The organism is Siphonobacter sp. BAB-5385 (assembly GCF_002261125.1).
In the GTDB taxonomy this organism is placed as follows: Bacteria; Bacteroidota; Bacteroidia; order Cytophagales; family Spirosomataceae; genus Siphonobacter.
Genome location: NZ_NMPS01000212.1, coordinates 137,124 through 160,312, shown reverse-complemented (window position 1 = coordinate 160,312; position 23,189 = coordinate 137,124). Strand labels below are relative to the sequence as shown.

The 23,189-nt window shown below is 50.6% G+C and carries 18 protein-coding genes and 3 pseudogenes; 10 read left to right on the top strand and 11 right to left on the bottom strand.

Annotated elements, in window-relative coordinates; translation table 11 throughout:
* Positions 1–212 precede the first annotated feature (212 nt).
* Positions 213–921, top strand: a pseudogene (locus BWI93_RS21090) (glycosyltransferase family 2 protein).
* An 89-nt stretch (positions 922–1,010) separates the two neighbouring features.
* On the opposite strand, the gene BWI93_RS21085 reads toward BWI93_RS21090, so the two are convergent.
* The 5 genes from BWI93_RS21085 to BWI93_RS27945 form a co-directional block, all read right to left on the bottom strand.
* Positions 1,011–1,583, bottom strand: a complete 573-nt coding sequence (locus BWI93_RS21085; protein ID WP_094814957.1) for a hypothetical protein — start codon at positions 1,581–1,583, stop codon at positions 1,011–1,013.
* Positions 1,571–2,221, bottom strand: coding sequence for a hypothetical protein (locus BWI93_RS21080; protein WP_094814955.1), 651 nt, complete (start codon positions 2,219–2,221; stop codon positions 1,571–1,573). The genes BWI93_RS21085 and BWI93_RS21080 overlap by 13 nt, the downstream gene beginning before the upstream one ends.
* Before the next feature lie 100 nt (positions 2,222–2,321).
* Complete coding sequence (locus tag BWI93_RS21075) at positions 2,322–4,301, bottom strand: sialate O-acetylesterase (RefSeq protein WP_094814953.1); 1,980 nt, start codon at positions 4,299–4,301, stop codon at positions 2,322–2,324.
* 189 nt (positions 4,302–4,490) lie between these two features.
* Positions 4,491–5,729: an ornithine--oxo-acid transaminase gene (rocD, locus tag BWI93_RS21070; RefSeq protein ID WP_094814951.1), complete on the bottom strand. Its 1,239-nt coding sequence runs from the start codon at positions 5,727–5,729 to the stop codon at positions 4,491–4,493.
* 74 nt (positions 5,730–5,803) lie between these two features.
* Positions 5,804–5,974, bottom strand: a complete 171-nt coding sequence (locus BWI93_RS27945) for a hypothetical protein (RefSeq protein ID WP_158242744.1) — start codon at positions 5,972–5,974, stop codon at positions 5,804–5,806.
* Positions 5,975–6,218: 244 nt separating this feature from the next.
* Here BWI93_RS27945 and BWI93_RS21060 point away from each other — a divergent pair, with 244 nt between their 5' ends.
* The 6 genes and pseudogenes from BWI93_RS21060 (at position 6,219) to BWI93_RS21030 (ending at position 14,467) form a co-directional block, all read left to right on the top strand.
* On the top strand, positions 6,219–7,559 hold the full coding sequence (locus BWI93_RS21060) for an SWIM zinc finger domain-containing protein (RefSeq protein WP_094814947.1): 1,341 nt from the start codon (positions 6,219–6,221) through the stop codon (positions 7,557–7,559).
* Positions 7,560–7,564: 5 nt separating this feature from the next.
* Positions 7,565–9,070: a DUF5691 domain-containing protein gene (locus BWI93_RS21055; protein ID WP_094814945.1), complete on the top strand. Its 1,506-nt coding sequence runs from the start codon at positions 7,565–7,567 to the stop codon at positions 9,068–9,070.
* 29 nt (positions 9,071–9,099) lie between these two features.
* The gene (locus tag BWI93_RS21050) at positions 9,100–10,179 is read left to right on the top strand and encodes an AAA family ATPase (protein WP_094814943.1); all 1,080 of its coding nucleotides are present in this window, start codon (positions 9,100–9,102) and stop codon (positions 10,177–10,179) included.
* Positions 10,176–12,400: pseudogene (locus BWI93_RS21040) on the top strand (DUF5682 family protein). The gene BWI93_RS21050 and the pseudogene BWI93_RS21040 overlap by 4 nt, the downstream one beginning before the upstream one ends.
* A 6-nt stretch (positions 12,401–12,406) precedes the next feature.
* Positions 12,407–13,585, top strand: coding sequence for a VWA domain-containing protein (locus BWI93_RS21035; protein WP_094814937.1), 1,179 nt, complete (start codon positions 12,407–12,409; stop codon positions 13,583–13,585).
* A 36-nt stretch (positions 13,586–13,621) separates the two neighbouring features.
* Positions 13,622–14,467 (top strand): N-acetylglucosamine kinase, encoded by an 846-nt coding sequence (locus BWI93_RS21030; protein WP_094814935.1) that lies wholly within the window; start codon positions 13,622–13,624, stop codon positions 14,465–14,467.
* Positions 14,468–14,500: 33 nt separating this feature from the next.
* Here the strand turns inward: BWI93_RS21030 and BWI93_RS21025 are convergent, their stop codons facing one another.
* Positions 14,501–14,959 carry an Rrf2 family transcriptional regulator gene (locus BWI93_RS21025; protein ID WP_094814933.1) on the bottom strand — a complete coding sequence of 153 codons (459 nt, stop codon included), beginning with the start codon at positions 14,957–14,959 and terminating at the stop codon, positions 14,501–14,503.
* Between the two features lie 500 nt (positions 14,960–15,459).
* On the opposite strand from BWI93_RS21025, the gene rpmH reads away from it, so the two are divergent.
* Positions 15,460–15,618 (top strand): 50S ribosomal protein L34, encoded by a 159-nt coding sequence (gene rpmH, locus BWI93_RS21020; protein WP_093208143.1) that lies wholly within the window; start codon positions 15,460–15,462, stop codon positions 15,616–15,618.
* A 61-nt stretch (positions 15,619–15,679) separates the two neighbouring features.
* Here rpmH and BWI93_RS21015 read toward each other — a convergent pair whose 3' ends face one another.
* On the bottom strand, positions 15,680–17,491 hold the full coding sequence (locus BWI93_RS21015) for a glycosyltransferase family 39 protein (protein WP_094814931.1): 1,812 nt from the start codon (positions 17,489–17,491) through the stop codon (positions 15,680–15,682).
* A gap of 288 nt (positions 17,492–17,779) precedes the next feature.
* On the opposite strand from BWI93_RS21015, the pseudogene BWI93_RS21010 reads away from it, so the two are divergent.
* Positions 17,780–18,987: pseudogene (locus BWI93_RS21010) on the top strand (nucleoside permease).
* Positions 18,988–19,053: 66 nt separating this feature from the next.
* Here BWI93_RS21010 and BWI93_RS21005 read toward each other — a convergent pair.
* Complete coding sequence (locus BWI93_RS21005; protein ID WP_094814929.1) at positions 19,054–19,449, bottom strand: DoxX family protein; 396 nt, start codon at positions 19,447–19,449, stop codon at positions 19,054–19,056.
* Between the two features lie 110 nt (positions 19,450–19,559).
* Between BWI93_RS21005 and BWI93_RS21000 the strand changes: the two genes are divergently transcribed.
* Entirely contained in the window at positions 19,560–19,934 is a 375-nt protein-coding gene (locus tag BWI93_RS21000; protein WP_094814927.1) for a helix-turn-helix domain-containing protein, read from the top strand.
* 57 nt (positions 19,935–19,991) lie between these two features.
* Here BWI93_RS21000 and BWI93_RS20995 read toward each other — a convergent pair whose 3' ends face one another.
* The 3 genes from BWI93_RS20995 to BWI93_RS20985 form a co-directional block, all read right to left on the bottom strand.
* Complete coding sequence (locus tag BWI93_RS20995) at positions 19,992–21,443, bottom strand: ATP-binding protein (RefSeq protein ID WP_094815059.1); 1,452 nt, start codon at positions 21,441–21,443, stop codon at positions 19,992–19,994.
* A gap of 57 nt (positions 21,444–21,500) precedes the next feature.
* Positions 21,501–21,953 carry a response regulator gene (locus BWI93_RS20990; RefSeq protein ID WP_094814925.1) on the bottom strand — a complete coding sequence of 151 codons (453 nt, stop codon included), beginning with the start codon at positions 21,951–21,953 and terminating at the stop codon, positions 21,501–21,503.
* A 65-nt stretch (positions 21,954–22,018) separates the two neighbouring features.
* Positions 22,019–23,170, bottom strand: coding sequence for an ATP-binding protein (locus tag BWI93_RS20985; RefSeq protein WP_094814923.1), 1,152 nt, complete (start codon positions 23,168–23,170; stop codon positions 22,019–22,021).
* Positions 23,171–23,189 lie beyond the last annotated feature (19 nt).

Here is a 23,189-nt window from a genome sequence, read left to right as displayed (position 1 = left end):
GTATACGCGTTGTTATAATAATTTTTTGCTACAAGTGGCTGTAGTTCAGTGGTTTATTTAGGTATGATAAGAGCAGGAACGTGTTCGCAAACCGCTGTAAGTCTGGTAACTGATCCTGGTGCTTATTCCGCTCCTATGGAATTTTCTGCCTATCTTTTCAGGCTTTTTTAAAGCTACTTCCCGAACTTTCGATCTTACCCTATCGCGTTTACATGTTACTATCTGTTATTGTTCCAGCATACAACGAAGAAAAGACGATCCAAAGAGTTCTTTCGCGATTGGAATCTATTCAACTCCTTCAGCCTTTTCAGAAAGAAATTATTGTCATCAACGACTGCTCAAAAGATCAGACGGAACGGGCCGTTAAGGAATTTCAAAGTCTGCATCCCCACCTGGATTTAACGTACTTGAAACACGAAGTAAATCAGGGAAAGGGAGCCGCTTTACATACCGGTTTTAAAGCAGCCAAAGGAGATTATATTATTGTACAGGATGCAGATCTGGAGTACGATCCCGAGGAATTTAACTTACTGTTGAAACCGATCATCAATGGCTATGCGACGTGGTGTACGGTTCCCGGTTCATGGGCGGTCGTCCGCACCGGATTTTGTTCTTCTGGCATTCCATCGGCAACAAAATGCTGACTTTCGCCAGTAACATGTTTACCAATCTCAACCTGACGGATATGGAAACGTGTTACAAACTTTTTCGGGCCGATCTGCTGAAAGGACTGACTTTAGAAGAAAAACGGTTCGGCTTTGAACCCGAAGTAACGGCCAAAATTTCCCGGATTAAGGGCATCCGGATTTATGAAGTAGGTGTTTCATATTACGGTCGCACCTACGAGGAAGGCAAAAAATCAACTGGAAAGACGGCTTCCGGGCCATTTACTGTATCATTAAGTACGGTCTGGGCGGATAGGTACATACAAAGTCTACGATTCAAAAAGAAAACGTTCCGAAGCTCAGTTTCGGAACGTTTTCTTTTAGGATGGTGCGATTTAGCTACGTTTAGTCTTCTGTTTTCTTCTGTAGGGGCCAATACGCGTTAAACAAGGTCAAATACCATAGGATGAGTACGGTTGGCAGCGAATACTTATCCCAGGAAAGTTGAGCTTTTCCGAGCATTAGCAGATTAATCAGTAGTACCCAGCTACCCAGCGAAAGCTCGGGTGTAATGAATCGCATCAACAGCAGGAGCATCAGAGCGGCGTACAGCAATTGTTTGACAAGGCCCGAAATTCCGATTAGGGTCAATCCCTGATCAACATAGCCCAGATACGGCCAGTCAAAATACTTGTTATTCGTTTGCTGAGCCGGGAAGAATACAGCAATAACCAGGACCACAATAACCAGGCCACTAAAGAGAAGGGGATTCTTCCGGGGATAAGCCAGATAGTGACCCCAGCGGCGGGTCATCAGGGCTTCGGGAATGACAAAATAGACGCTGATACAGGAACTGGCGTAGAGGACAAAACCCAGATTATAAATCTTACCCGTCTCGTAATATTGACGGGCCATTTCGGCCGCTGGAGCCGCTCCTTTCCACAGTAAAACCCAGGGTACCAGACTCAGTACGGCCAACAGGTAAGCAAGCCAGGGCGTTTGCTTGAAAAAACCGCGATAAACCCCCAACCATTTCGCCGATAGGATTGCCAGGCCAGATGCATGAGGATCGCGGCTGGAAAGGCAATCATGTACTGCCGTGAACAAACCGCTGCGATAAAAAACAGACTGGCTACCACGTGTGAATTCCGCAGGTAATACACAAAACCCAGCAGCACGCAAATCATGGCAATAATGTCCGTGTAGTAGTAAATGCTGCAGAGGTAATAACTGGGAAACAGGAAAATGCCGATCAGGCTTACCCACAGACGAGCCGTAGGCCGGGGCGGGGTCCAGATAAACAGGAGAAGAATGCCATAGCTCAAAACGAAATTCAGCATCCGCAGGTAAAAAATGTCTTCGCCAAATAACCGAATGATCCAGCCACCGAGTATAAAAGGCAGGGGCGTATTCAGCTCTCCGTACGTTTCGAGTAACTTCAGCGAAGGAATTGGTTCTTTACTGAACTGAATGGCGGTTTGCAGAAAGTGAATTTCATCCTGATACAGGGCTTCGCTGAAAAAGCGTTTATACACAAAAATCAAAGCGTATATCACCAGAAAAACCAGCGAGGCAATGAGGGGTCGAGTCGTGCGGGAAGGAGACGTTTGCGTCATGATAGGAAGAAGGATTCAGGTACTGGGGAAAACCAGCAAAGGGCATCCCTGCGGATAGCCCCTGCATACATCAGCCGAATTCGAATAGACTTTCGACGGTTTAATACTTCATCAATCGTTTACTTACTTTCAGGCCCGTATCGGTCACCAGCGTCAGTACATAGATACCGGGTTTAAGCGTTTGCACGTTCAAGTCCGTTGATTTTTCTTCGGAAATTTCCCGTTGAGCCAGTAACGTGCCCTGTAAACTATACAGCATTAAGGTTCCTTTCAGCGTTGCTCCAAACGTCAGATAGGCTTTCGTTGTGGCTGGGTTAGGCTTAACCTGCCAATTCGCCGTTAAGTATTCTTCCGATAAAGCCGGGCTTTGAATTTCAGTGGAAGCGTACGGGGATTCAGAAACTGCACTAATGGCTTTTAAGCGATAGGTATAGGTCTGACTGGGCTCCGTATTTCGGTCTTCGTAAGAAGTAGCGTCGCCCTTCAGTTCGGCTAGTAATTCATAGGTGTTGGTTGAAGCCGTCTTCCGTTCCAGGCGGTAACGCTGGACATTGGGTACAGTGGGCCAGGTCAGGGAAATGACACTTCGGTTGAGTTGGGCTTTCAGGGATAATTCAATGGCCGTCGCAATCGGGAATTCATGGAACGTGAAGGCTTCCAGGCCCCGCGTATTCGACAGAAACGGCCCCATAAAGTAGGGCAGATTCGTAAGCATGTTATACGACGGCAGGTAGTTGAGCTTAGTGGCGGATACGGGGTTCCGTAGCGTAAGCACAACCCGGTTTCCACTGGCCTGACCGGCAATTACGGGAGCAGAAGTGGCTTCACTGCCGTCCAGATAGAAGAAATTCTTTAAGCTAAGCGTAACGGACTTTCCCGTATTATCCACGACCGTAGTGTCCGCAGGCCATACCATCGTCTGGTTGGTGTCGAAATCCAGCACAATACTCGTTTTTTCGGCGTTTCCGTAAAATACCTTCTGGATGTTGGGGGTACGAATCTGCAGGGTATCGGTGGATTTATAAAGTTTGGGCGAAAGAAAGCGGAAAAGCCGTTCGGCGAGTTCCTGATAACCCGGTACTTCATAATGAATGCCGTCATAAGACGGTAGGCCTACGGTAGCGAAGTGATCATTTTTCGGATACAGGGTCGGGCTTTTTCGCTGCAATTCCCGAATGGCTCCGGCCGTATAGTTTTTGGAAAAGAGCAGATTCAGCTGCATAATGACGAAGCGGTCTACCATGGGCATGTCCTTTTGCCACTTCTTCTGCAGCTGGTCGAACTGAGCCGGATAATTTTCCGTAAAGCCCAGAATATCATCTTCACCCTGGTAATAGAAATAAGCCCGGATGCGGCTGATGCGGGACTTCTGAATCCGGTACAGCAAATGGTCGTAGATCCCGGCTAATTGCTGGTCAATTTTTGTGCCCGGAAAAGCTCCGTTGATGACACAAACGGGAATTTTATAGGTTTCAATAATTTGCTTCTGTAATTCCTGACCCCAGTAACCCACTGGAGAAACGGCCCAACCCGCTGCAATCCAGTTCGTATCCGCCTGAGAAACACCGTTCGGACTCTGAGCGGGCGTACTCGAAAAGGTACGGGCGTATTCGTTGTAATAGTTGTAGGGTTTGATGGCGTTGGCATTGGATTGTCCCTGAATGACGAAAAAATCACCCGCAACGACTTCACTTCGGGTGGCCATCAGGACCGAATCCTGCTTGCGGCAGCAGTAAATCTGAAAGGAATATTCGGCAAGTTCGGCTTTGATGGCAGGTGATAACTGAAAGGTGGCCCGGTTAGTATTGGGGGTAAAGGTAAAAGCTGCTTTATGGTAGGAATACTTCTCCTTGCCGCGGTACGTAATCACGGACATATATTCCCAATCCGAACCCGTCGTTCGGCCCGAAATGGGTACGACGGCTGTATTGTTATCGTCGCGGGCGTACAGTTGTTTATCGCGAGGAAGCTGATCGAAGGTAACCCAGCCAATCTGTTGGGACGTTGCGGAAAGTGAACCCAACAGGCACAGCAACAGACTTAGGACTCGTACGTTTAAAGCAGGTAAAAGGTATTTCATTGAGAACGGGGGCTTAGTCAATTAACGTTTGCAAAGAAAGCGTTTCTGCGAATAAGCGAATTCAGTTAGTGTTCAAAATTACAGCAGTAAATTCCTGAAACGGAGGCCGAATAAAAAATTCAGGATTTCTTTCCGGTTAAAGAAGGAAATCCTGAATGAATAAAGCCGTAGGTAGCTATTAAAAATGAGTTAGAACTGAAGCACCGCCCGTTCAATAATCGCACAGGCATCCTCCATCTGAGCTTCGGTAATGACCAGCGGTGGAGCAAAGCGAATTTTATTGCCGTGCGTAGGTTTCGCCAGCAGGCCCATGTCTTTTAGCGTCAGACACAGTTGCCAGGCGGTAGTACTCGTTTCAGTATCGTTAATAACCACGGCATTGAGTAAACCTTTTCCGCGAACTTTCCCAACAAGGCTGGTTTTCTGACTAAGTTCGGTCATACGACGGCGAAACAGCTTACCCATCCGCTCGGCGTTTTCGGCGAGTTTTTCCTGCCGAATTACATCCAGAGCAGCCATGGTAACGGCACACGCCAGCGGATTTCCGCCGTAGGTACTACCGTGTTCGCCGGGACGAATGGTCAGCATGATGTCATCATCGGCCAGTACGCAGGAAACGGGATAAACGCCCCCCGACAAAGCTTTGCCTAGTACGAGAATGTCCGGACGGACGCCTTCGTGATCGCAGGCCAGTCGTTTGCCCGTACGGCCCAGACCCGTCTGCACTTCGTCGGCAATGAAGAGAACGTTGTATTTCGTACAGAGGTCACGAACGCCCCGCAGATACCCTTCGTCAGGTACTACCACGCCCGCTTCACCCTGAATGGGTTCCACCATGAATCCGGCAATGGTGGGATCAGCGGCCAGGGTTTCTTCCAGAGCGGCCAGGTCATTGTACGGAATGATGACATACCCAGGCAGGAAAGGTCCGTACTCGTTCCGGCTGTCGGGATCCGTCGAGGCCGAGATGGCGGCCAGGGTACGACCCCAGAAGTTTCCGGCGGCGAACACCGTTTTCGCCTGATCGGCGGCAATTCCTTTGACTTTATACGCCCATTTTCGGGTAAGCTTGAGAGCGGTTTCGCCACCTTCCACGCCCGAATTCATCATCAGGGCCTTGTCGTAACCGAAATATTCGGCCAGATACTTTTCGCATTCGCCGAGTTTATCGGAGTAAAATGCACGGGAGGTAAGCGTCAGTCGCTGGGCCTGCTCGGTCAACGCAGCAATGATCGCGGGGTGGCAATGTCCCTGATTCACCGCTGAATACGCGGAAAGAAAATCGAGATACTGTTTATTTTCCACATCCCAGACGTATACGCCCTGGCCTCGGCTCAGGACTACGGGGAGGGGATGGTAATTGTGAGCACCGTATCGCTCTTCGAGGGCAATTGCTCGCTGGGTAGGGGATTCAAACGTCGTGTACATCGCTATCTAAAGGTAAAAAGGGGAGAAAACCGAAAGGCGGCGGCCCTTCGTTTATATAAACCAGGAAAGCAGTACTACTGCGGGATTTCGCCCGCCGTGGCCATGACGTAGAGCAGCTGATCGGAAGAGGTACGGATGCGGTGAAGCTTACAGAAATGACCGTACAACGTACCCGCCGTAGCCGTCCGCCGGGCTTTGCTCGGGCATAGAAAAAAGCGGGTTTGTTTGTGAAATAAATCGGCCATACTAGAAATGTTAGATGGCCTAAGCTACGAAAAAAAGCCCGGATTTGGGGCGGGTCACCTGAACAACAACGTAGCTTTCATGGGGAAAAGGGAATAATCCTGGAAAAAAAATGACGGAACTAAGTCTTTGATTTTCTGTCAGATGAGGAGAAACTTGCGGTTTGTCCTGGCTGACTAATACGAGCATTTTCCGGATCATTGTTTTTCTTTACCCCCTTGAAGGATGTTGTATTAAGCGAACCACGTGAATTCAATAACGGAAGAACAAGTCGTTTCATTAGCTCCCGATGCTGCTTCGCTCAAAGCAGGCAAAGCCTTATCCGTTGAGAATAAATGGCTGACGCTGGCATTCAACGACCGCGTCCTGTGGGGCGAGGTGCAGGGGAGCGGCAAGGATCCCTACCGCACCCAGATAGACCTGGGGCAAATGGCCTCTAAATGCAGTTGCCCCAGCCGGAAATTTCCCTGCAAACACGGCCTGGGCCTGTTGTTACTCTTTGCCAAACCATCGCCCGCCTTTCAGTCTCCGCCCGAAGAACCCGCCTGGGTGAGTGAGTGGATGGATAAACGTCAGACCAAAGCCGAAAAAGCCGCCGAACCCGTCGTGGCCTCGCCCGCAACGGACGAGCAGAAAGAAAAGGATCGGCAAAAACGGCAACAGGAACGCCTCCGAAAAGTACAGGGCGGCGTTACGGAACTGGGCCAGTGGCTGCGGGATATGGTGCGAACGGGAACCCTAAACGTACCCGAACGCGGCTACCGGCATTTTGATCAGACTGCCGCCCGAATGGTCGATGCTCAGGCTACCGGACTGGCGAATGCCGTGAAAGCTTTCAATACTATCCCGTACGCGGGCTCCGACTGGCAGAGTCAGGTGCTGGAACAGTGTACCAAGCTGTTTGTCTGGACGGAGGCGTTCAAAAATCTGGATTCCTTGCCCATACCCGTACAGGAAGATATTAAAACGGCCCTCGGTTGGAGCCGCTCGGCCAAAGACCTGGATTCCGAAGGCGAAGTCGTTACGGATGACTGGCTGGTACTGGGTCGCCTGACGCGGGAAGAAGAGCGGATTACCGTGCAGCAAAACTGGCTCTGGGGTCATCAGACGAATCGTATCGCACTGGTACTGAATTTCGCGTATCAGAATGCGGGCATCGAAACGCCCCTGGTACCGGGCACGAGTTCCCGGGCGGAGTTACGCTTCTTTCCCTCGGCTTTTCCTTTTCGGGCGATCGTTGGTAATCATTCCGGCTATTCCAACTTAGATACACCGCCTCCGGCATTTGCTAACTGGCTGAAAGCGGAAGCGTTCCTGAACCAAATCTGGCTGGCTCAACCCTGGGCCGACCAGATTCCGTTATGGATACAGACCGTGTCGCTGGTACGGGTAGGCGATCAGTGGTTACTACGGGATACCGAAAATCGGGTTGTACCGCTCTCGGAAGAATTTTACGAAATGAAAATTTTCCATCTGCTGGCTCTCGGTGGCGGAAACCCCCTGACCTTATCAGTACGCTACAGCGATGGTACGGTCTATCCGCTCGGCATCTGGCTGGATGATCAGTATCAACTCTTACCTTCCTAAGCCGCATGAATACCTGGAATGAACTCGTACAAGTGGCATTGCTGGGAACGGAGAAAGGCAGGTTTTCCCTCGAAACCTTGCCCGAATCCATTCAGCAGGCACTGGCTCAGACCAATCCGCAGGACCGCGAAGGTTTTTTCTTACAGGCCGCCGCTCTTACCCATCAGTACGAACGGGCGGGTCGTCAGGCTCCCGTACTGGAATCTCCGGGCGTACCCCTTGCCGAAGCCGAAGAAAAAGCCGTTGCCCCAACGGAAGCCGTTCGCATCCTTAAAACCCTGCTGGATCAGCAGCCGCTGAATCCGGTTTTACTGGGTTTACTGTTACAAAAAATAGCTCAGAAGGACTGGATTGTACCGCCCGCCTGGCTGGTATCACTACTGAACATCGGACTTGATTCCGTACAGGAAGCCCTGATTCCCGTGCAAGGCAAACGGGGCGAGTGGTTACGGAATTTTTACGAACCCTGGAAAGCCAAAGCTTCGGAAGCGAGCTGGGAGGAAGGCAAGATCAGTGAACGAAAGCAGGTACTAACGACCCTGCGAAAGCAAAACCCTACCGCCGCCCGCGAGCGACTCGAACAAGCCTGGCCCGAACTCAACGCCCGCGAACGCAAGGATTTTCTGGACGTACTCTTTCTGGATTTATCTCCCGCCGACGAGCCTTTTCTCCGGCAGGTGCAGCAGGAATTGAAGGGCAACAAACCCATTCAGCAGGAAACCCGTCAACTGCTCATCCGTCTGCTGGCCACCTTACCCGATTCGCCCGAACGGCGGCTGGTGCAGCAGGAAATGCGGAAGTATGTCGTTCGCGAAAAAAAACTATTGGGACTGGTTTCTTCCGATCCCAAACTGGTACTGCCCGAAACCGAAGATGCATTCTTTTCGATGGAACGCTTTCACCAGCACTGGGGCTTTGCGGCCCAACCTACGGATTCCTATCAGTACCAATCGCTGATCGAATACTGGTTTACCGAAGCCCTGGTACTGGTCGATCCGCGAGTATGGAAAGAAGAACTCAAAACGGACTGGCCCGGCGTAGTTACTTTTTTCACCGTAGAAAAAGCCAAAGCGGACCGCTCGTACGCCCGCTACGTATCGTTGATGGAGGCGTCCGTTCGTTTTCGCGTACCTGAACTCTTTGCCATACTGGCGAAAGCACATATTCCGTATCCCGGCCTTACTTCCTTCACGATGGAAGAATGGGAGAAGATCTTTACCATCGTTCCGTTCCGGGAGCTGAGTATGCAACGCTCCGAATTACTAACCGCTCCCTGGTCGGCGAAATTGAGCAAACATCTATTGCGGGAATCGTTCGAGCTGGTCAGAAACTCGCACGTCTACCTGGAATTTGTTCGCCAGGCCAGTGCGTACTGGTACCCGCTAAGCGACGCGGAGATGGATGCCCTTCGGCCCTCGGATACGCCTTCGTATTACCAGTCGGGCGAAGAAAAACTCATCATTCTGTTGAAAGAAATCCTTCAGCTTCGTCAACGCATCGAAGCCTTATAACTGTTTTCTAACCTACTTTTCACGAAAAAATGAACGCTTTACGCCAACACGCCGAAGAGCAATTTGCCGAAGAATTAGAAGAACTGCGGAAACAGGATAGCGGTCAGCGGCCCCCCAACTGGGTCCTGACGCCGCAATCGGTCGTAACGTACCTGATGGGCGGTACGCTGAAAAATGGATTCGAAGTAAGTCCTAAATACATTGGCAGTCGCCGCCTGATGGAAATCGCCGTCGCAACCCTGACTACTGACCGGGCTCTGTTACTGTACGGTTTGCCGGGTACGGCCAAATCCTGGGTAGCCGAGCACCTGGCTGCTGCGGTATCGGGCAATTCTACGCTGCTGATTCAGGGCACGGCGGGTACGGGCGAAGAAGCGATTCGCTACGGCTGGAATTACGCCCGCCTGTTGGCCGAGGGTCCTTCCCCAAATGCCCTCGTCGTAACGCCCATGATGCGGGCCATGCAGGACGGGAAAATTGCCCGCATCGAAGAATTAACGCGGATTGCCGCCGACGTACAGGATACGCTGATTACCATTCTTTCGGAGAAAACTCTGCCCATTCCTGAGCTGAATTCGGAAGTACAGGCCACCAAAGGATTCAACGTGATTGCCACGGCCAACAACCGCGACAAGGGCGTCAATGAATTATCGAGTGCTTTAAAGCGACGTTTCAATACGGTTATTTTGCCCGTACCCGAAAGTATGGACGAAGAAGTCAGCATCGTACAACGCCGGGTGAGTAGTCTTTCCAAAGCCTTGGAACTACCAGCGGAGCTTCCCCACCTGACTGAAATCCAGCGACTGGTGACCATCTTCCGCGAATTACGCTCGGGAGCTACGCAGGACGGCAAAGCCAAGCTGAAAACGCCCTCGGGTACGATGAGTACCGCCGAAGCCATTTCGGTGATGAACAATGGCATGGCCCTGGCCGCTCACTTTGGCGATGGCCGCGTAACGGCGGAAGACCTGGCCGCGGGTCTGATCGGAGCCGTGGTGAAAGATCCGGTTCAGGATAAAGTAGTCTGGAATGAATACCTGGAAACGGTACTGAAAACCCGCGAAAACTACCGCGATTTGTACCGGGCCTGCAAGGAACTGACGCTATGATGATTCATTTGTTGGGCATTCGCCACCACGGCGTAGGTTCGGCCCGGCGGGTGCAGGAACGGCTTACGGAAATTCAGCCCGATTTGATTCTGGTAGAAGGGCCACCCGAACTGACGGAAATCCTGCACTGGACGGCTCACAAAGATTTACAGCCGCCCGTAGCCGTGCTCGCTTACGACGCCGAGGAACCGCAGAAAGCCGTATTTTACCCCTTTGTCGAGTACTCGCCTGAATGGGTGGCCGTGCAATACGCTCACCAGCACGCGGTGAGCGTACGCATGACCGACACGCCTTTACTGCATTCGCTGGCGAAGGAGGAAGCCGCCAAAATCGACTCCCTGCAAAAGAGGAGGCTCCCGAACGGGAAATTTCGCCGCTGCATACCCTTGCTGAACTGGCGGGCTACGAAACGTATCACGATTGGTGGGAGGAACGGTTTGAACAGGACCCCCGCATCGGGGATTCGGCGGCGTATTTCGAGGCGGTACAGCTAACCATGGAAACGGCTCGGGCCGCTTCGACCCATCCGACGCCGGAACAGGATGCGATTCGGGAGGCCTTCATGCGGCAGCATATTCGCGAAGCTCAGAAAGAGGGTTTTACGAACATCGCCGTCGTTTGCGGAGCCTGGCACGTGCCAGCTCTGACCGATCTGAAAACGACCAAAAAGGAGGATACGCCGCTCGTCAAAGGCTTACCCAAAGCTAAAGTACGCCTGACCTGGATTCCCTGGACGAACACCCGCATGAGCTGGTGGAGTGGGTACGGGGCCGGGATTCACTCGCCGGGCTGGTACGAGCACCGCTGGTATCAACCCGAAGACCGGGGCGAACAATGGCTCACCCGCGTTGCCCGGCTCTTTCGTCGCCAGAAGATGGACGTGTCCACGGCTCATATTATCGAAGCTTTCCGACTGGCGGATTCGCTGGCGACCTTGCGAAACCTTCCGCGTCCGGGTCTGAACGAGCTGAATGAGGCTACGCAGTCGGTGATGTGCATGGGAGACGGCATTCTGATGCGACTGGTAGAAAAAGAGCTAATCGTGGCTCACCGTATGGGACAGGTGCCCGACGAACTACCGAAGTTGCCCATCCAAACCGATTTTGAAACGATTGCCAAAAAGCTACGCCTTGAAATTCGGGAAGAGACCAAGTTTCTGGAGCTGGATCTTCGCAAAGACCTGGATCTTTCCCGGAGTATCTTTCTCCATCGCCTGCGGGTGCTGGACGTGCCCTGGGGGAGTCTGACGGGTATTTCCGGCAAAGGAACGTTCAAGGAAGGCTGGCAACTGCGATGGAGCCCGGAGGCGATTCTTCAGCTTATTGAAAAAGCCATCTGGGGGAACCGGATTGAAGACGCGGCCACGCAGTACCTGCTCGACCAGACCCAACGGAGTACCTCCATTACCGAACTGGCTCAAAAACTGGAAGCAGCCATTCCGGCGGAATTGTTTGGCGTACTCGACGGCCTGATTCATAAAATCAGTGAACTGGCGACGGTGTCGGCGGATATGCAGGAACTGATGATGGCCCTGCAACCGCTGGTCACGGTGAGTCGGTACGGAAGCGTTCGGAAAACGGACTTACCCACACTCATGCAGGTCGTGGAAGGGCTGCTGACGCGAATCTGCATTGGTTTACCTACCGCCTGCTATGGACTGGACGACGAAAACGCCCGCCGGATGCTCGGACTCATTCGTCAGGTGGACGAATCTGTCCGTCTGCTCGAACGCGAATCGCTGGTGCAGGCCTGGCGGGATACCTTATGGATTCTGGCAACGAAAGAACATTTGCCCGCTCTCATTACCGGCGGGAGTACGCGACTGCTCTTTGACAGCAAAGTACTGGAAGAGGAATTGATGACGCAACGGTTTGAACGAGCTTTGTCGAAAGGCAACGAACCGAGCGAGTCGGCGGCCTGGCTGGAAGGCTTCTTAAGCGGTAGTGGGCTCATTTTACTGTACGACCCGGCTCTCTGGAAATTACTGTATACATGGGTGGCCGAGCTGGAAGCGGGAACCTTCATGGAATTATTACCCGTTTTGCGTCGGACCTTCGCGACTTTTGAAGTAGCCGAACGCCGCAAGCTGGGTGAAAAAGCCAAACAACCGCCCGTAACGCTGGAAACGGCCGTACAAACGAGTTGGGAAGGTGGCGAATTCGATTGGGAACGAGCGGAAGCCAGTTTATCACCGATGAAAGCATTACTGGGACTGAATTAAGCACACATGGCGATACACGAAGAAACGCTCAAACGCTGGCGATTGCTGCTGGGAGGCGATCAGGCCGATGGCACAGGCGTGGCTCTCGACCCTACGGAAGCCCAGATTGACAAGGCTCTGTCGGCCCTGTACGACTTTGAAATACGCGGCAAATTTGAGTACAGCCCCGAACGGGCGGGTGGGTCGGGAGCTTCGCAACCGAACGTAGCCCGCTGGCTGGGCGATATTCGCACGTACTTTCCGGCGTCGGTGGTACAGGTGATGCAGCAGGACGCCCTGCAAAAGCCGGAATTACAAAAGAAATTACTTTTTGAACCGGAGATTCTGGAGCAAGCTACGCCCGATGTACATCTGGTGGCTACGCTGATGGAATTGGGTAAGCTGATTCCCTCGAAAACCCGCGATACGGCCCGGCGGGTTGTACAGCAGGTAGTCGATGAGTTACTGGAAAAACTGGCTCAGAATACCATTCAGTCGATTACTGGAGCTCTAAATCGGGGCGTTCGCAATCGGCGTCCGCGGTTGAGTGAAATGGACTGGCCGAGTACCATCCGTAAAAACCTGAAGCATTACCAGCCGACGTATCAGACGATTATTCCCGAGGACCTGATTGGCTTTGGGCGAAAGACGCGACGTTCACTAAAAGACGTGGTGCTGTGCCTGGATCAGTCGGGTTCGATGGGGAGTTCCGTCGTCTATTCCGGAATTTTCGGCTCAGTCATGGCATCCATTCCGGCCATCAAAACGCAAATGATCGTGTTTGATACCGAAGTGGTCGATCTGACGGAAGACCTACGCGACCCGGTTGATTTGCTCTTTGGCGTACAACTCGGCGGCGGTACGGACATTAACCGGGCCCTGGGTTATTGCCAGCAGGTCATTCAGAAACCCAACGATACGATTCTGGTCCTGATTACGGATTTGTACGAAGGTGGAAATCTGGCTCAGATGCGGCTACGCGTACAGGAAATTGTAGCTTCGGGCGTTCAGCTGATTTGTCTGCTGGCCCTGAACGATGAAGGAGCCCCGTATTACGATCACGGAAATGCCAAGTTTCTGGGTGATCTGGGGATTCCCGTTTTTGCCTGTACGCCCGATATGTTCCCGGAAGTCATGGCCGCTGCCATTAACAAGCAGGATTTGAAACAGTGGGCGGGTGATCGGGAAATTGCTCTGAAAGGCTAACCCCATCGCTGGGAATCACGTCTAAACGAAACGAACGTGCAACTGATTGCAGATAGTGGATCAACGAAAACCGACTGGCGTATGCTGGCCGCCGATGGAAGCGTGTCGCAGGCCCGTACGGTGGGATTCAATCCCTTTTACCAGACCTCGGAAGAGATTGCGAAAGAGCTGTCGCTGAGTCTGAAACCAAAAGTGACGGAACCCATTACGGAAATTTTCTTTTACGGAGCGGGCGTGAGCGGGCCGGAAAAGGCGGCAATCATCCAGGCGGGGCTGTCGGCGGTGTTTTCCGAGGCTACGCACATCGAAGCTCATTCCGATATGCTGGGAGCGGCCCGGGCCCTATGCGGACGCGAGGCGGGGATTGCGTGTATCCTGGGAACGGGTTCTAATACCTGTCAGGTCGCCAACGGAGATATTCAATATAAAGTCGATACGCTGGGTTTCTGGCTGGGCGATGAAGGGAGTGGGGGATACCTGGGCAAAACGCTGGTACAGGCCTATCTGCACCGGGAATTACCGGAAGACCTGAAGCTCAAATTCGAGAAGCGGTACCCTACAATCAATCGGGATACGGTACTGGAACATGCGTATCAAAAACCTTTTCCGAATCGCTATTTCGCGGGTTTCTCCAAGTTTCTATTCGATAATCGTACGCATCCCTTTGCCTATCAACTGGCCGCTGATGCCTTTCGACTGTTCTTCGACAAATACATTCTCAAATACCCCGATTACGCGAATTACCGCGTGCATCTGACCGGATCGGTCGCGTTTTATTACTCCGATATTATCCGAAGAGTAGCCCGGGAAAAAGGCGTAACCATCGGTGTGATTATGGAAACACCCATTGCGGGACTGACGCTATACCATCAACCCGAGTAATGAAAAAAGGCTGGTTCAACCAGCCTTTTTTCATTACTCGATATTCGTTTGGGGTGTTTCGAGATTCACGGCCGCTTTGTTTTCCAGTAAGTCGGCAATCGTCGTTTGCTCGAGTACGTGGAGGTTAGCATCCCGCCAGTCCCGCATGACATTCCGTAAGGTACAGGTATGCTCATCGGCACAATCGTCGCACTTTCCGTAGAAATACAGCGAAACGCAAAGCGTGGGTGAAATCGGACCGTCGATAATTCGAAGTACTTTGGCAAAGTTTACTTCGGCCGGTGGGATCCGTAACATATAACCACCACCTTTTCCTTTCTGGCTTTGCAGAATGCCGTGATTCCGCAAATCGAGCAAAATGGCTTCCAGAAATTTCTTGGGGATTTTCTCCTGCTCGGCAATGTAGGAAATCAGTACTGGTTTTTGGTTCCCAAACTCCTGACCCAACACTTTCAGGGCTTTGAGAGCATATTTGGCTTTTTTTGAAATCATATTAACGATGAAGTAAGCCGGGTAAAGGCTTGTTCAATTTTGCTTTGAATCTACAAAAAGTTTACCACATCTATCCGTTACCTGGGCTGAAAGGCAACGCTCTACGGTATTTTCTGTCGAAAAAGAACCGCAAAGAGAAGGGTTTTTGCAGCAATATGCAATGATATTTTCCAGACTAAAATGAGAATCAATCGATCCGTAGCTGGTTAGATACAGCCTGGTCAGAAACCAATCCGCGGGCACCATACTCCTGAAATTCTACCTCAATTAGGCTGTAAATAAGTCCATTCTATACCACTGAAACCCCCTCATTTTGACCCATTTTCATTTTCTAACACCAAAAACATAGAAAAAAATCCTTTTTTTAAGAGGACGTCTTGTGAAACAGAATTTTATGGCTAATTTTGCCGCTCGATTCTGGAAAAATGAGTTATCCGTTGTCAGTTCTCAAGCTCAACGGCCTGTACGGATAACAGATAACCAAATAAATAGATAAGGCAATGAAAAGAACTTTCCAACCATCAAATCGCAAGCGTCGCAACAAGCATGGCTTCCGCGAGCGGATGAGCACTCCTAATGGACGTCGTGTACTAGCTGCCCGTCGGGCACGTGGTCGCTGGAAACTGACCGTTTCTGACGAAAAACGTCACAAGCAATAGGATTATCTTCCCAATTGAGGAAAAGAGAGCAGCGGCAACCGTTGCTCTCTTTTTTTGCCCTTTACTTTTGCTGACCGTTTACAAACGTAACTGGACCCAGGACCTTACCCTGCGGATCGTAGAAGGTACCTTCGCCCGTTAGTGACAGCATGCGACCGTCGCTGAACGTACCCACGAACTTGCGACCATCACCGAAGCGATACTCGCCTTTCCCAGCCGGCATTCCTTTTTCATTATAGGGACCGTGCCAACCCAATTCGGGATGGAAACGACAGAGAAACGTGTCCGGATTCTGCAATTGCAGGACAATCTCAAACTGATCGGGGTTGGCCTGCACGTAGGGAATCAGGTAGCGGGGCGTCGAAGAGTAGCCTAAAGCGTCAATGACCACAAAATTGGTTTTGCGTTTGGTCAGATACTCCCGAAAGTCCTTTTGGTTCTCCGTGTAGGGATACGTGGTTACGTAGCTGTTCGAGAAAACCACGAACAAACTGGGTTTGCGGCACACCACCATGGAGTTCTTGGGGGCGTATTCCTTAATCCACGCCGCAGCCTGGAAATAGTTTTCGTGAGCCGGGTCGTAGCTGGGAATCCGGGCCATCTGCCGCAGAAACTTAATGCCATCGCCGGGACGTGTCTCGGTAGCCGTTTGCCCAATAAAACTGGGTACTAACAACAGGAAGAGAAAGGGAACCGCTACCCGCCGAATCAGTGGACTGTTCACCCGTACTTTTTCCAGTCCTAATCCAATCAGATAATACAAGCCGTACAGTCCGCAAAACAGGAAGAAGGGGACCAGGTGTAACATCAGTCGGTTCCCCGTCCATACTTCCGGGTAAATCAATAACAGAGCGAAGGTAGCGAGTGCGTACCCGGCAATGAGCAAGCGGTATTGTCGTAAATGGAACCAGCCTAACGTAATCAGAGCCAAGAGAGCGAGTCCAGCCAGCCATTCGCCCGAAGAAACGGGCGAAGCGTAATCTTCCACGTTCGTACTCAGGGTAGCACTGGGAATCTCGCGAGTGATATAGCGTTCCGTATTGTGCCAGAAACGCTCTACCCAGCCCCCAAAGCCTTGGACTACCCCTTCTTCAGGCCGAAGCGGATTGATGCGTTGCATATCTCTTAAGTGACTGTCGCCGCCCAGCTTCGAAGCCCGGATTTGCCAGGGCAGCACGCCTAGTACGAAAATCACGCCCATGAAAACGATGTGCAGCCACTTCTTCCGAACCAGCAGATAGAGTCCGGCTCCGCCCAGCATCATCAGTCCCGTTTGCCGCACGTAGTACGAAGCCACTACACCCAGAGCAAAGCCCCAGAAGTAGGGATCTTTCCAGGCTGGACGTTTGAAGTCTGACTTTACGAAAAACCACAGGGCCAGCAGCGAAATGAAGAAATACGTCATTTCACTCATCATCATGGTTGCGTACTGTAAAATGTGAAAGTTGAGAGCCACCAGTAATGCCCCGACAAAAGCCAGATGAATATTCCGGCCCATCCGGCGAAAAATGTCGAATAGTAGTATCAGGGATATCACCAGGAAAAAGCCGTTGAAGGCCTGAATGGTCGTCGTTTTGTCCGAAAACAACCGCATGATCATCGCAATCACAAAGGGGTACCCTGGCGGAAAGTGATTGGCCGGTACGCGTTCAGGACCCGTGATGCCCACGTAGCCATCCCCCTGAGCAATGGCTTTACCTAAAATGTAGTAATCCGTAGCGTCGCCGGTTAGTGAAAGTTTTTTGTCGAAGATGTACTGAAAAACAAACCATCCAATCAAAGCTAATAAAGCAGCGTATACATAAAGGAGGATTCGGGAAGTTCCAGCAGTCGCAACAGAGGGCGGTTCAGTCGTGAGGTTTTTGTTTTTCATTCCATGCAGCTTTCAAACGGCTCAAAGATACAATTGAATTACAGACAACGGGAAGCTTCTGCCTCGAACCCGTTATGTATCCCTGACATAGCCGTAGACAAATGAACGCAATCCGGCGGATTTTGCCGAAATGCTGGCGAAACTCGTCGCTAGAGCGGGACAGAATCGCAAAAAAATGGGTATACTCGCATTAGAAAACTCCGACCGCGTGGCTCTATGCAAGTACGTTGATTCTTTTTACGTACGATCTCTCGTCTGTTTTACTCTATTCTAACTTTTACATTGCTAATGAAGTCTACCGTTCGGATTCAACTCATGCTCATGATGTTTCTCCAGTTTTTCTGCTGGGGATCGTGGTATGGTCAAGTAACCAAGTACCTGGGAACGACACTGGGAGCTACGGGTGAACAACAAGGTGCTGCCTTTTCGACGTTTTCGATTGCGATGCTGATTGCCCCCTTTTCGTGGGGATGATTGCAGACCGTTATTTCTCAGCTCAGAAAGTACTGGGTGTACTGAACCTGCTGGGGGCTGCCGTTCTGTATTTTCTAACGCAGGCAACGAATCCCGATCAGTTTTTCTGGCTGATTCTGGCGTACTGTCTCACCTTTACGCCAACGCTGGCTCTGGCGACGAGCATTGCCATGAACCAGATGGCGAGTCCGGAAAAGGAATTCCCCAACATCCGTGTCGCCGGAACGATTGCGTGGATTGTGGTGGCGAACATTGTGGGTTATCTGGGCGTAGGGGATCAGGTAACGATCTTCCAGTTTGCCATGGTTGCTTCGTTGATTCTGGGCGTCTTTTCGTTTTTCTTACCCGATACGCCGCCCAAGGCAACGGGTCCGGCTAAAGCTTCCCAGATTCTCGGAACCGATGCCTTTGTACTGTTCAAAGATCGGTCTTTCGCTATTTTCTTCCTGTCTTCGATTCTGATCTGTATTCCGCTTTCGTTTTACTACGCCATGGCGAACCCTTCGCTGACGGATTCCGGTATGACGAACGTAGAAAACAAAATGTCGCTGGGACAGGCTTCCGAAGTGATTTTTATGTTGCTGTTACCGCTATCGTATAGCAAACTGGGTGTGAAGTGGACGTTCATTGTCGCATTGATTGCCTGGATTGTGCGTTTTCTGTGCTTTGGTTTCGGCGATGCGGGTTCCGGCGAGTGGATTCTGTACATGGCAATCATTCTGCACGGCGTTTGCTACGACTTTTTCTTCGTAACCGGACAAATCTATACCGATAACAAAGCCGGTGAACGCATCAAAACGCAGGCTCAAAGTCTGATTACGTTTGCTACCTATGGGGTAGGAATGGGCATCGGCTCGTACATTTCGGGCGTTCTGAAAGATACCTTTACGACGGAAGCGGGGGTGAACTGGAGTGGGTACTGGATGGTACCGGCGGGCATCGCGGGCATCATTCTCCTGCTGTTTATTGCCGTATTCCGGGAGAAACAATCGACGGCTTCACCGGAAAAAGTGTTACAGTAAGGGAATGCATTTTCCATAAAAAAAGCCGTATCGAGCGTTCGATACGGCTTTTTTATGGACTTAAAACTAGGCTAAAGCGGTAAATGCCGACGCTGGAGCTGTATGTTTTTGGCGTTTATGATACGTTACGTACGAGGTTAGGAGCAGTGCCAGAAAAATCAGCGGAGCCACGCTACCCGAAAGGGGATCGCCAGCAGCCATGTGAGCAATGAATGCGGAAATGAAATTAATCGTAAAGCCAGCGTAGACCCATTCTTTCAACCGGCCCGTAAAAGGAACTACCAGACCCACAACACCCAGTACTTTAGCAATGGCCAGCTCCACGCGAAAATACGCAGGGAAGCCTAGGTGCTGGAAAGCCTTTTCCATCTCTGGATTAGTCAGGTATAAATAGGCCGAAAAGCTCATCATCACCGCTACTAATCCAGTGGTTATCCAGTAAATAAGGTTCGTTGCTTTCATTGTTGTGTTTTTGAAACAAACGTATGTACTTTCGCTTACTAAAAGTTAGCAGTATACAAAAGGTTAGTGGTAACCTTTGGGTTAGTGCAAGGACTTAAAAATCAGTTGTTATGTTTCAGCTACAAGAAAAGCTTCCGTTGTCTGCTCAGGCGTGTACTAACAAGCTGGGAGCCATTGGCGATGCCTTGTACGTCATTGGTGGAAAGTGGAAACTGCGAATCATCATTGCCCTGCAGGAAGGAAACAAACGATTTAATGAGATTCAACGAGCGGTAGAAGGGATCTCGGCCCGGGTACTTTCCCACGAACTAAAAGAGCTGGAAATCAATGGATTCGTAAAGCGGGTGGTGCATACGGAAACGCCCGTGGTTATTGAATACGAACTGACGGAATACAGCGGTACGCTTCAGGATGTGCTGGAATCCCTGAGCAGATGGGGCGAAATGCACCGAGAAAGAATCATGCGTTTACCTATGAGCGAATAAAAAAAGCCCTCGTTTAGGCACAAGCGAGGGCTTTCTATGTACTAGTATCTATCGGTATTAAAAATCTTCGGATTCGGTTCCGGCCAGCGGAAATGAAATCGTAAAGGCCGTACCTACACCCACCTCTGATTCGACATCAATACGGGCTTTGTGCGACTGCACGATACTCAGCGTAGCCGCCAGACCCAGTCCAATTCCATTGTTCTTGGATGTAAAATAAGGCTCAAACAAACGGCCCAGATTCTCAGCCGGAATGCCCGATCCGTTGTCTTCAATGGCTACGTAGCAAAAATCACCGGCTACGTGATTTTGCACGTGAAGAATACCCACTTCGGGTTCCATGGCTTCAATGGCATTGACAATGATATTGAGAATCGCAATTTTGATTTTCTCTTTATCAACTTTTACAAAGCAATCTTCGCCGTAATCTTTCTGTAACGTAATGTTCTTCAATTGAACCCGATCCATTGCCAGAGCCAGCGTCTCGTCGAGAATCTGGTGGATCGAGAAATCAGCCAGATTGATTTCCGCCTGCCGGGAGGAATTAAGAAGCTCCGAAATCAGATCATTAATTCGCTGAGAATTGCGTTTGATGATCTGGGGATACATCAATAGCGTATCGTCTTCCATTCCCGTGAGCAATTCGTCCGCTGACAAATTGATGTTTGTGAGCGGATTACGCACTTCATGGGCCAGCGTACGCACCAGACGGGCGGTAGCCGCGAGCTTTTCCGTAAGCAGAGTGTCCCGTTCGGCTTTCTTTCGAGCTGTGATATCGTGAACAATCCCCTGAATCTGTCGGCTACCGAAACCGTCATTCTGGACACTGGCGTAAATCGTACAGTACCGTTTTTCGCCCTGACTGGTTTGTAAGGCTACTTCGAAATCTTCGATTTCACCGAATTGCTCCAGTATGGATGAGAAAATGGCGTAGCGATCCGTGCTCTCAAACAATTCGGGCATTCGCTTCTGGGTGAATTCATCCGGAGTATAGCCCAGTAATTCACTACCATTCGGATTGACGTACAAAAACTCTCCCGAAGGACTCGCCAGAAAAATCATTTCCCGTAGCTGATTGAACAAACTCCGGTATCGGCGTTCACTCTCGCGTAAAGTGTTAAGCGTAGCAGCCCGTTCGAGGGCGTAACGGATACAGCGTTCGAGTTTTTCAGCGTTCAAATCCCGTTTGACCAGGTAGTCGACGGCTCCCCGTTTGGTAGCTTCCTCATCTACCTTGCGGTCACCGCGACCCGTCAGTAATACCATAGGTGTTGACAGACCAATGGCGTGAACTTCCTCGATGAGGTCAAGGCCCGTTTTGGCTCCGAGAAAGAAGTCGACGAATGCAATTTGGGGATTGCTGGTTTTGAGCTTTTCCAGAGCACTGGAGTAGCTGTTGGCCCACTCTAACGCAAACTGACTTCCTGGAATGTCTCGCAGGTAGTCGCTTGTGAGCAGGTAATCGTCCTCATCGTCATCCACGATTAAGACTCTCGTAACATTATTCATAATTCCTCCCTGCTCGCCAGAGAGCATTTAAAGGTGAAACGAAGGTATAGGTTAATCCTAGGGCGAAGGTAGCTGAACTACTTCAAACCAGTATCGCCCAAGGGATTGTGTGACTTCGATAAAATCTTTAAAAGTTACGGGTTTATTGATGAAGCAATTCACGCCCAGATTGTAACTCCTGATAATGTCTTCTTCTGCGTGTGAAGTCGTTAAGATTACAACCGGAATACTCCGTAAGTCAGGATTCGATTTGATTTGCTCCAAGGCCTGGCGACCGTCCATGCGGGGCATATTCAGGTCCAGTAAAATCAAACCGGGTCTTGGACTCCGTTCGGGATCGGCATAAACTCCCCGGCGAAACAGATAGTCGATCAGTTCCAGACCATCAACCACCAAATGGATTTCGTGCAAAACGAAATTTTCCTCGAAAGCCTCCCGGGTCATTTTCCGGTCCTCTTCATCATCGTCGGCAATGAGTAACACTACCGGTTTCTTGAGAATGTGTTTCATGACGCTCCTATAAAACGTAGGAGGGAGGGCTTGCGGTGTTTGTGGTCTACGCTTAGGTTCCTACCTCATTTTACTTTCTGTTGTTCAGGAAAGATCAGTACGAAGGTTGCACCCTCACCAGGCTTACTCTGAGCGTAGATAATGCCACCATGGTTTTCAACAATTCGCTTACAAATCGCTAATCCCATGCCTGCTCCTTCGTATTCAGAGCGTCCGTGTAATCGTTTGAACAAAGTAAAAATCTGTTCCGACTGCCCCGGTTCAAAGCCAATCCCGTTGTCGCTCAGGGCGATCTTGTGGTACAGCGTACCCGGTAACAGGCGATGTTCAGCCATTTCCTGCCGCGTTAACAGGCTTGAGGTAATCGTCAAGTGCGGTTTACGGTCGGAGCTGGTAAATTTCAGGGCATTGCTCAGTAAATTCTGAAATAACTGGTGCATCTGCGTGGGTAGGGAAGAGATGGTCGGTAACGTACCTACCTCTACTGTCGCTTCCGTTTCCGTGAGCCGTAATTCAAAATCACTGAGTACATTTCTGGCAACTTCGTTTAGGTTGACAGGGGTGAAAGGTTCCTCCGGACGCGAAATTCTGGAATAGCTCAGCAGACTTTCGATGAGCAATTTCATCCGCTGCGTTGCTCCGAGCATCCGGGAAAGGTAATGCTTGCCTTCTTCACCTAAGTTTTCCTGGTAGCGGCTCGTCAGTCGTTCGCCAAATGACGTAATCTTGCGAAGCGGCTCCTGTAAGTCGTGCGAAGCAATGTAGGCAAACTGTTCCAGCTCAAAATTTGACCGGTCCAGGGCTTCCATTTTTGCCTTTAATTCCTGTTCAAAAAGATAATGAGCGGTCAGGTCGGCCGTAATGCCTACCAATCGCACATCGTTGGTTTCAGGAATCGAAAGTACGTTCCCACGACTCATCAAAACGAGTTCGTTGCCCGTATAGTCCAGAATACGATACTGAATCTGGAAAGGAAGCTTGTGTTCAAGAGCTTTTTGAACAGATTCAAGCACATGTTCCCGATCTACCTCCACGATCTGCTCATAGAACCAATCCACTGTGGGTGGCGTACGAAGTTCAGCCGGAAAGCTCAGAACACGGAATAAACCCTCTGACCAGTAGAATTCTTTTGTAGTACTCGACCAGTCGAATGTGCCAAAGCGTAACAAAGATTCAGCTTCCCGAAGGTAGGCATTACTATCATAAAGCTGAGACATACTGATAAGCTAAAAGAAG

What these genes read in the sequence shown, in the direction of transcription:
- BWI93_RS21080 (WP_094814955.1), bottom strand. Translation starts at nt 2,221, where the DNA reads ATGACGCAAACGTCTCCTTCCCGCACGACTCGACCCCTCATTGCCTCG.
- BWI93_RS21075 (WP_094814953.1), bottom strand. Translation starts at nt 4,301, where the DNA reads ATGAAATACCTTTTACCTGCTTTAAACGTACGAGTCCTAAGTCTGTTG.
- rocD (WP_094814951.1), bottom strand. Translation starts at nt 5,729, where the DNA reads ATGTACACGACGTTTGAATCCCCTACCCAGCGAGCAATTGCCCTCGAA.
- BWI93_RS27945 (WP_158242744.1), bottom strand. Translation starts at nt 5,974, where the DNA reads ATGGCCGATTTATTTCACAAACAAACCCGCTTTTTTCTATGCCCGAGC.
- BWI93_RS21055 (WP_094814945.1), top strand. Translation starts at nt 7,565, where the DNA reads ATGAATACCTGGAATGAACTCGTACAAGTGGCATTGCTGGGAACGGAG.
- BWI93_RS21050 (WP_094814943.1), top strand. Translation starts at nt 9,100, where the DNA reads ATGAACGCTTTACGCCAACACGCCGAAGAGCAATTTGCCGAAGAATTA.
- BWI93_RS21035 (WP_094814937.1), top strand. Translation starts at nt 12,407, where the DNA reads ATGGCGATACACGAAGAAACGCTCAAACGCTGGCGATTGCTGCTGGGA.
- BWI93_RS21025 (WP_094814933.1), bottom strand. Translation starts at nt 14,959, where the DNA reads ATGATTTCAAAAAAAGCCAAATATGCTCTCAAAGCCCTGAAAGTGTTG.
- rpmH (WP_093208143.1), top strand. Translation starts at nt 15,460, where the DNA reads ATGAAAAGAACTTTCCAACCATCAAATCGCAAGCGTCGCAACAAGCAT.
- BWI93_RS21015 (WP_094814931.1), bottom strand. Translation starts at nt 17,491, where the DNA reads ATGAAAAACAAAAACCTCACGACTGAACCGCCCTCTGTTGCGACTGCT.
- BWI93_RS21005 (WP_094814929.1), bottom strand. Translation starts at nt 19,449, where the DNA reads ATGAAAGCAACGAACCTTATTTACTGGATAACCACTGGATTAGTAGCG.
- BWI93_RS21000 (WP_094814927.1), top strand. Translation starts at nt 19,560, where the DNA reads ATGTTTCAGCTACAAGAAAAGCTTCCGTTGTCTGCTCAGGCGTGTACT.
- BWI93_RS20995 (WP_094815059.1), bottom strand. Translation starts at nt 21,443, where the DNA reads ATGAATAATGTTACGAGAGTCTTAATCGTGGATGACGATGAGGACGAT.
- BWI93_RS20990 (WP_094814925.1), bottom strand. Translation starts at nt 21,953, where the DNA reads ATGAAACACATTCTCAAGAAACCGGTAGTGTTACTCATTGCCGACGAT.
- BWI93_RS20985 (WP_094814923.1), bottom strand. Translation starts at nt 23,170, where the DNA reads ATGTCTCAGCTTTATGATAGTAATGCCTACCTTCGGGAAGCTGAATCT.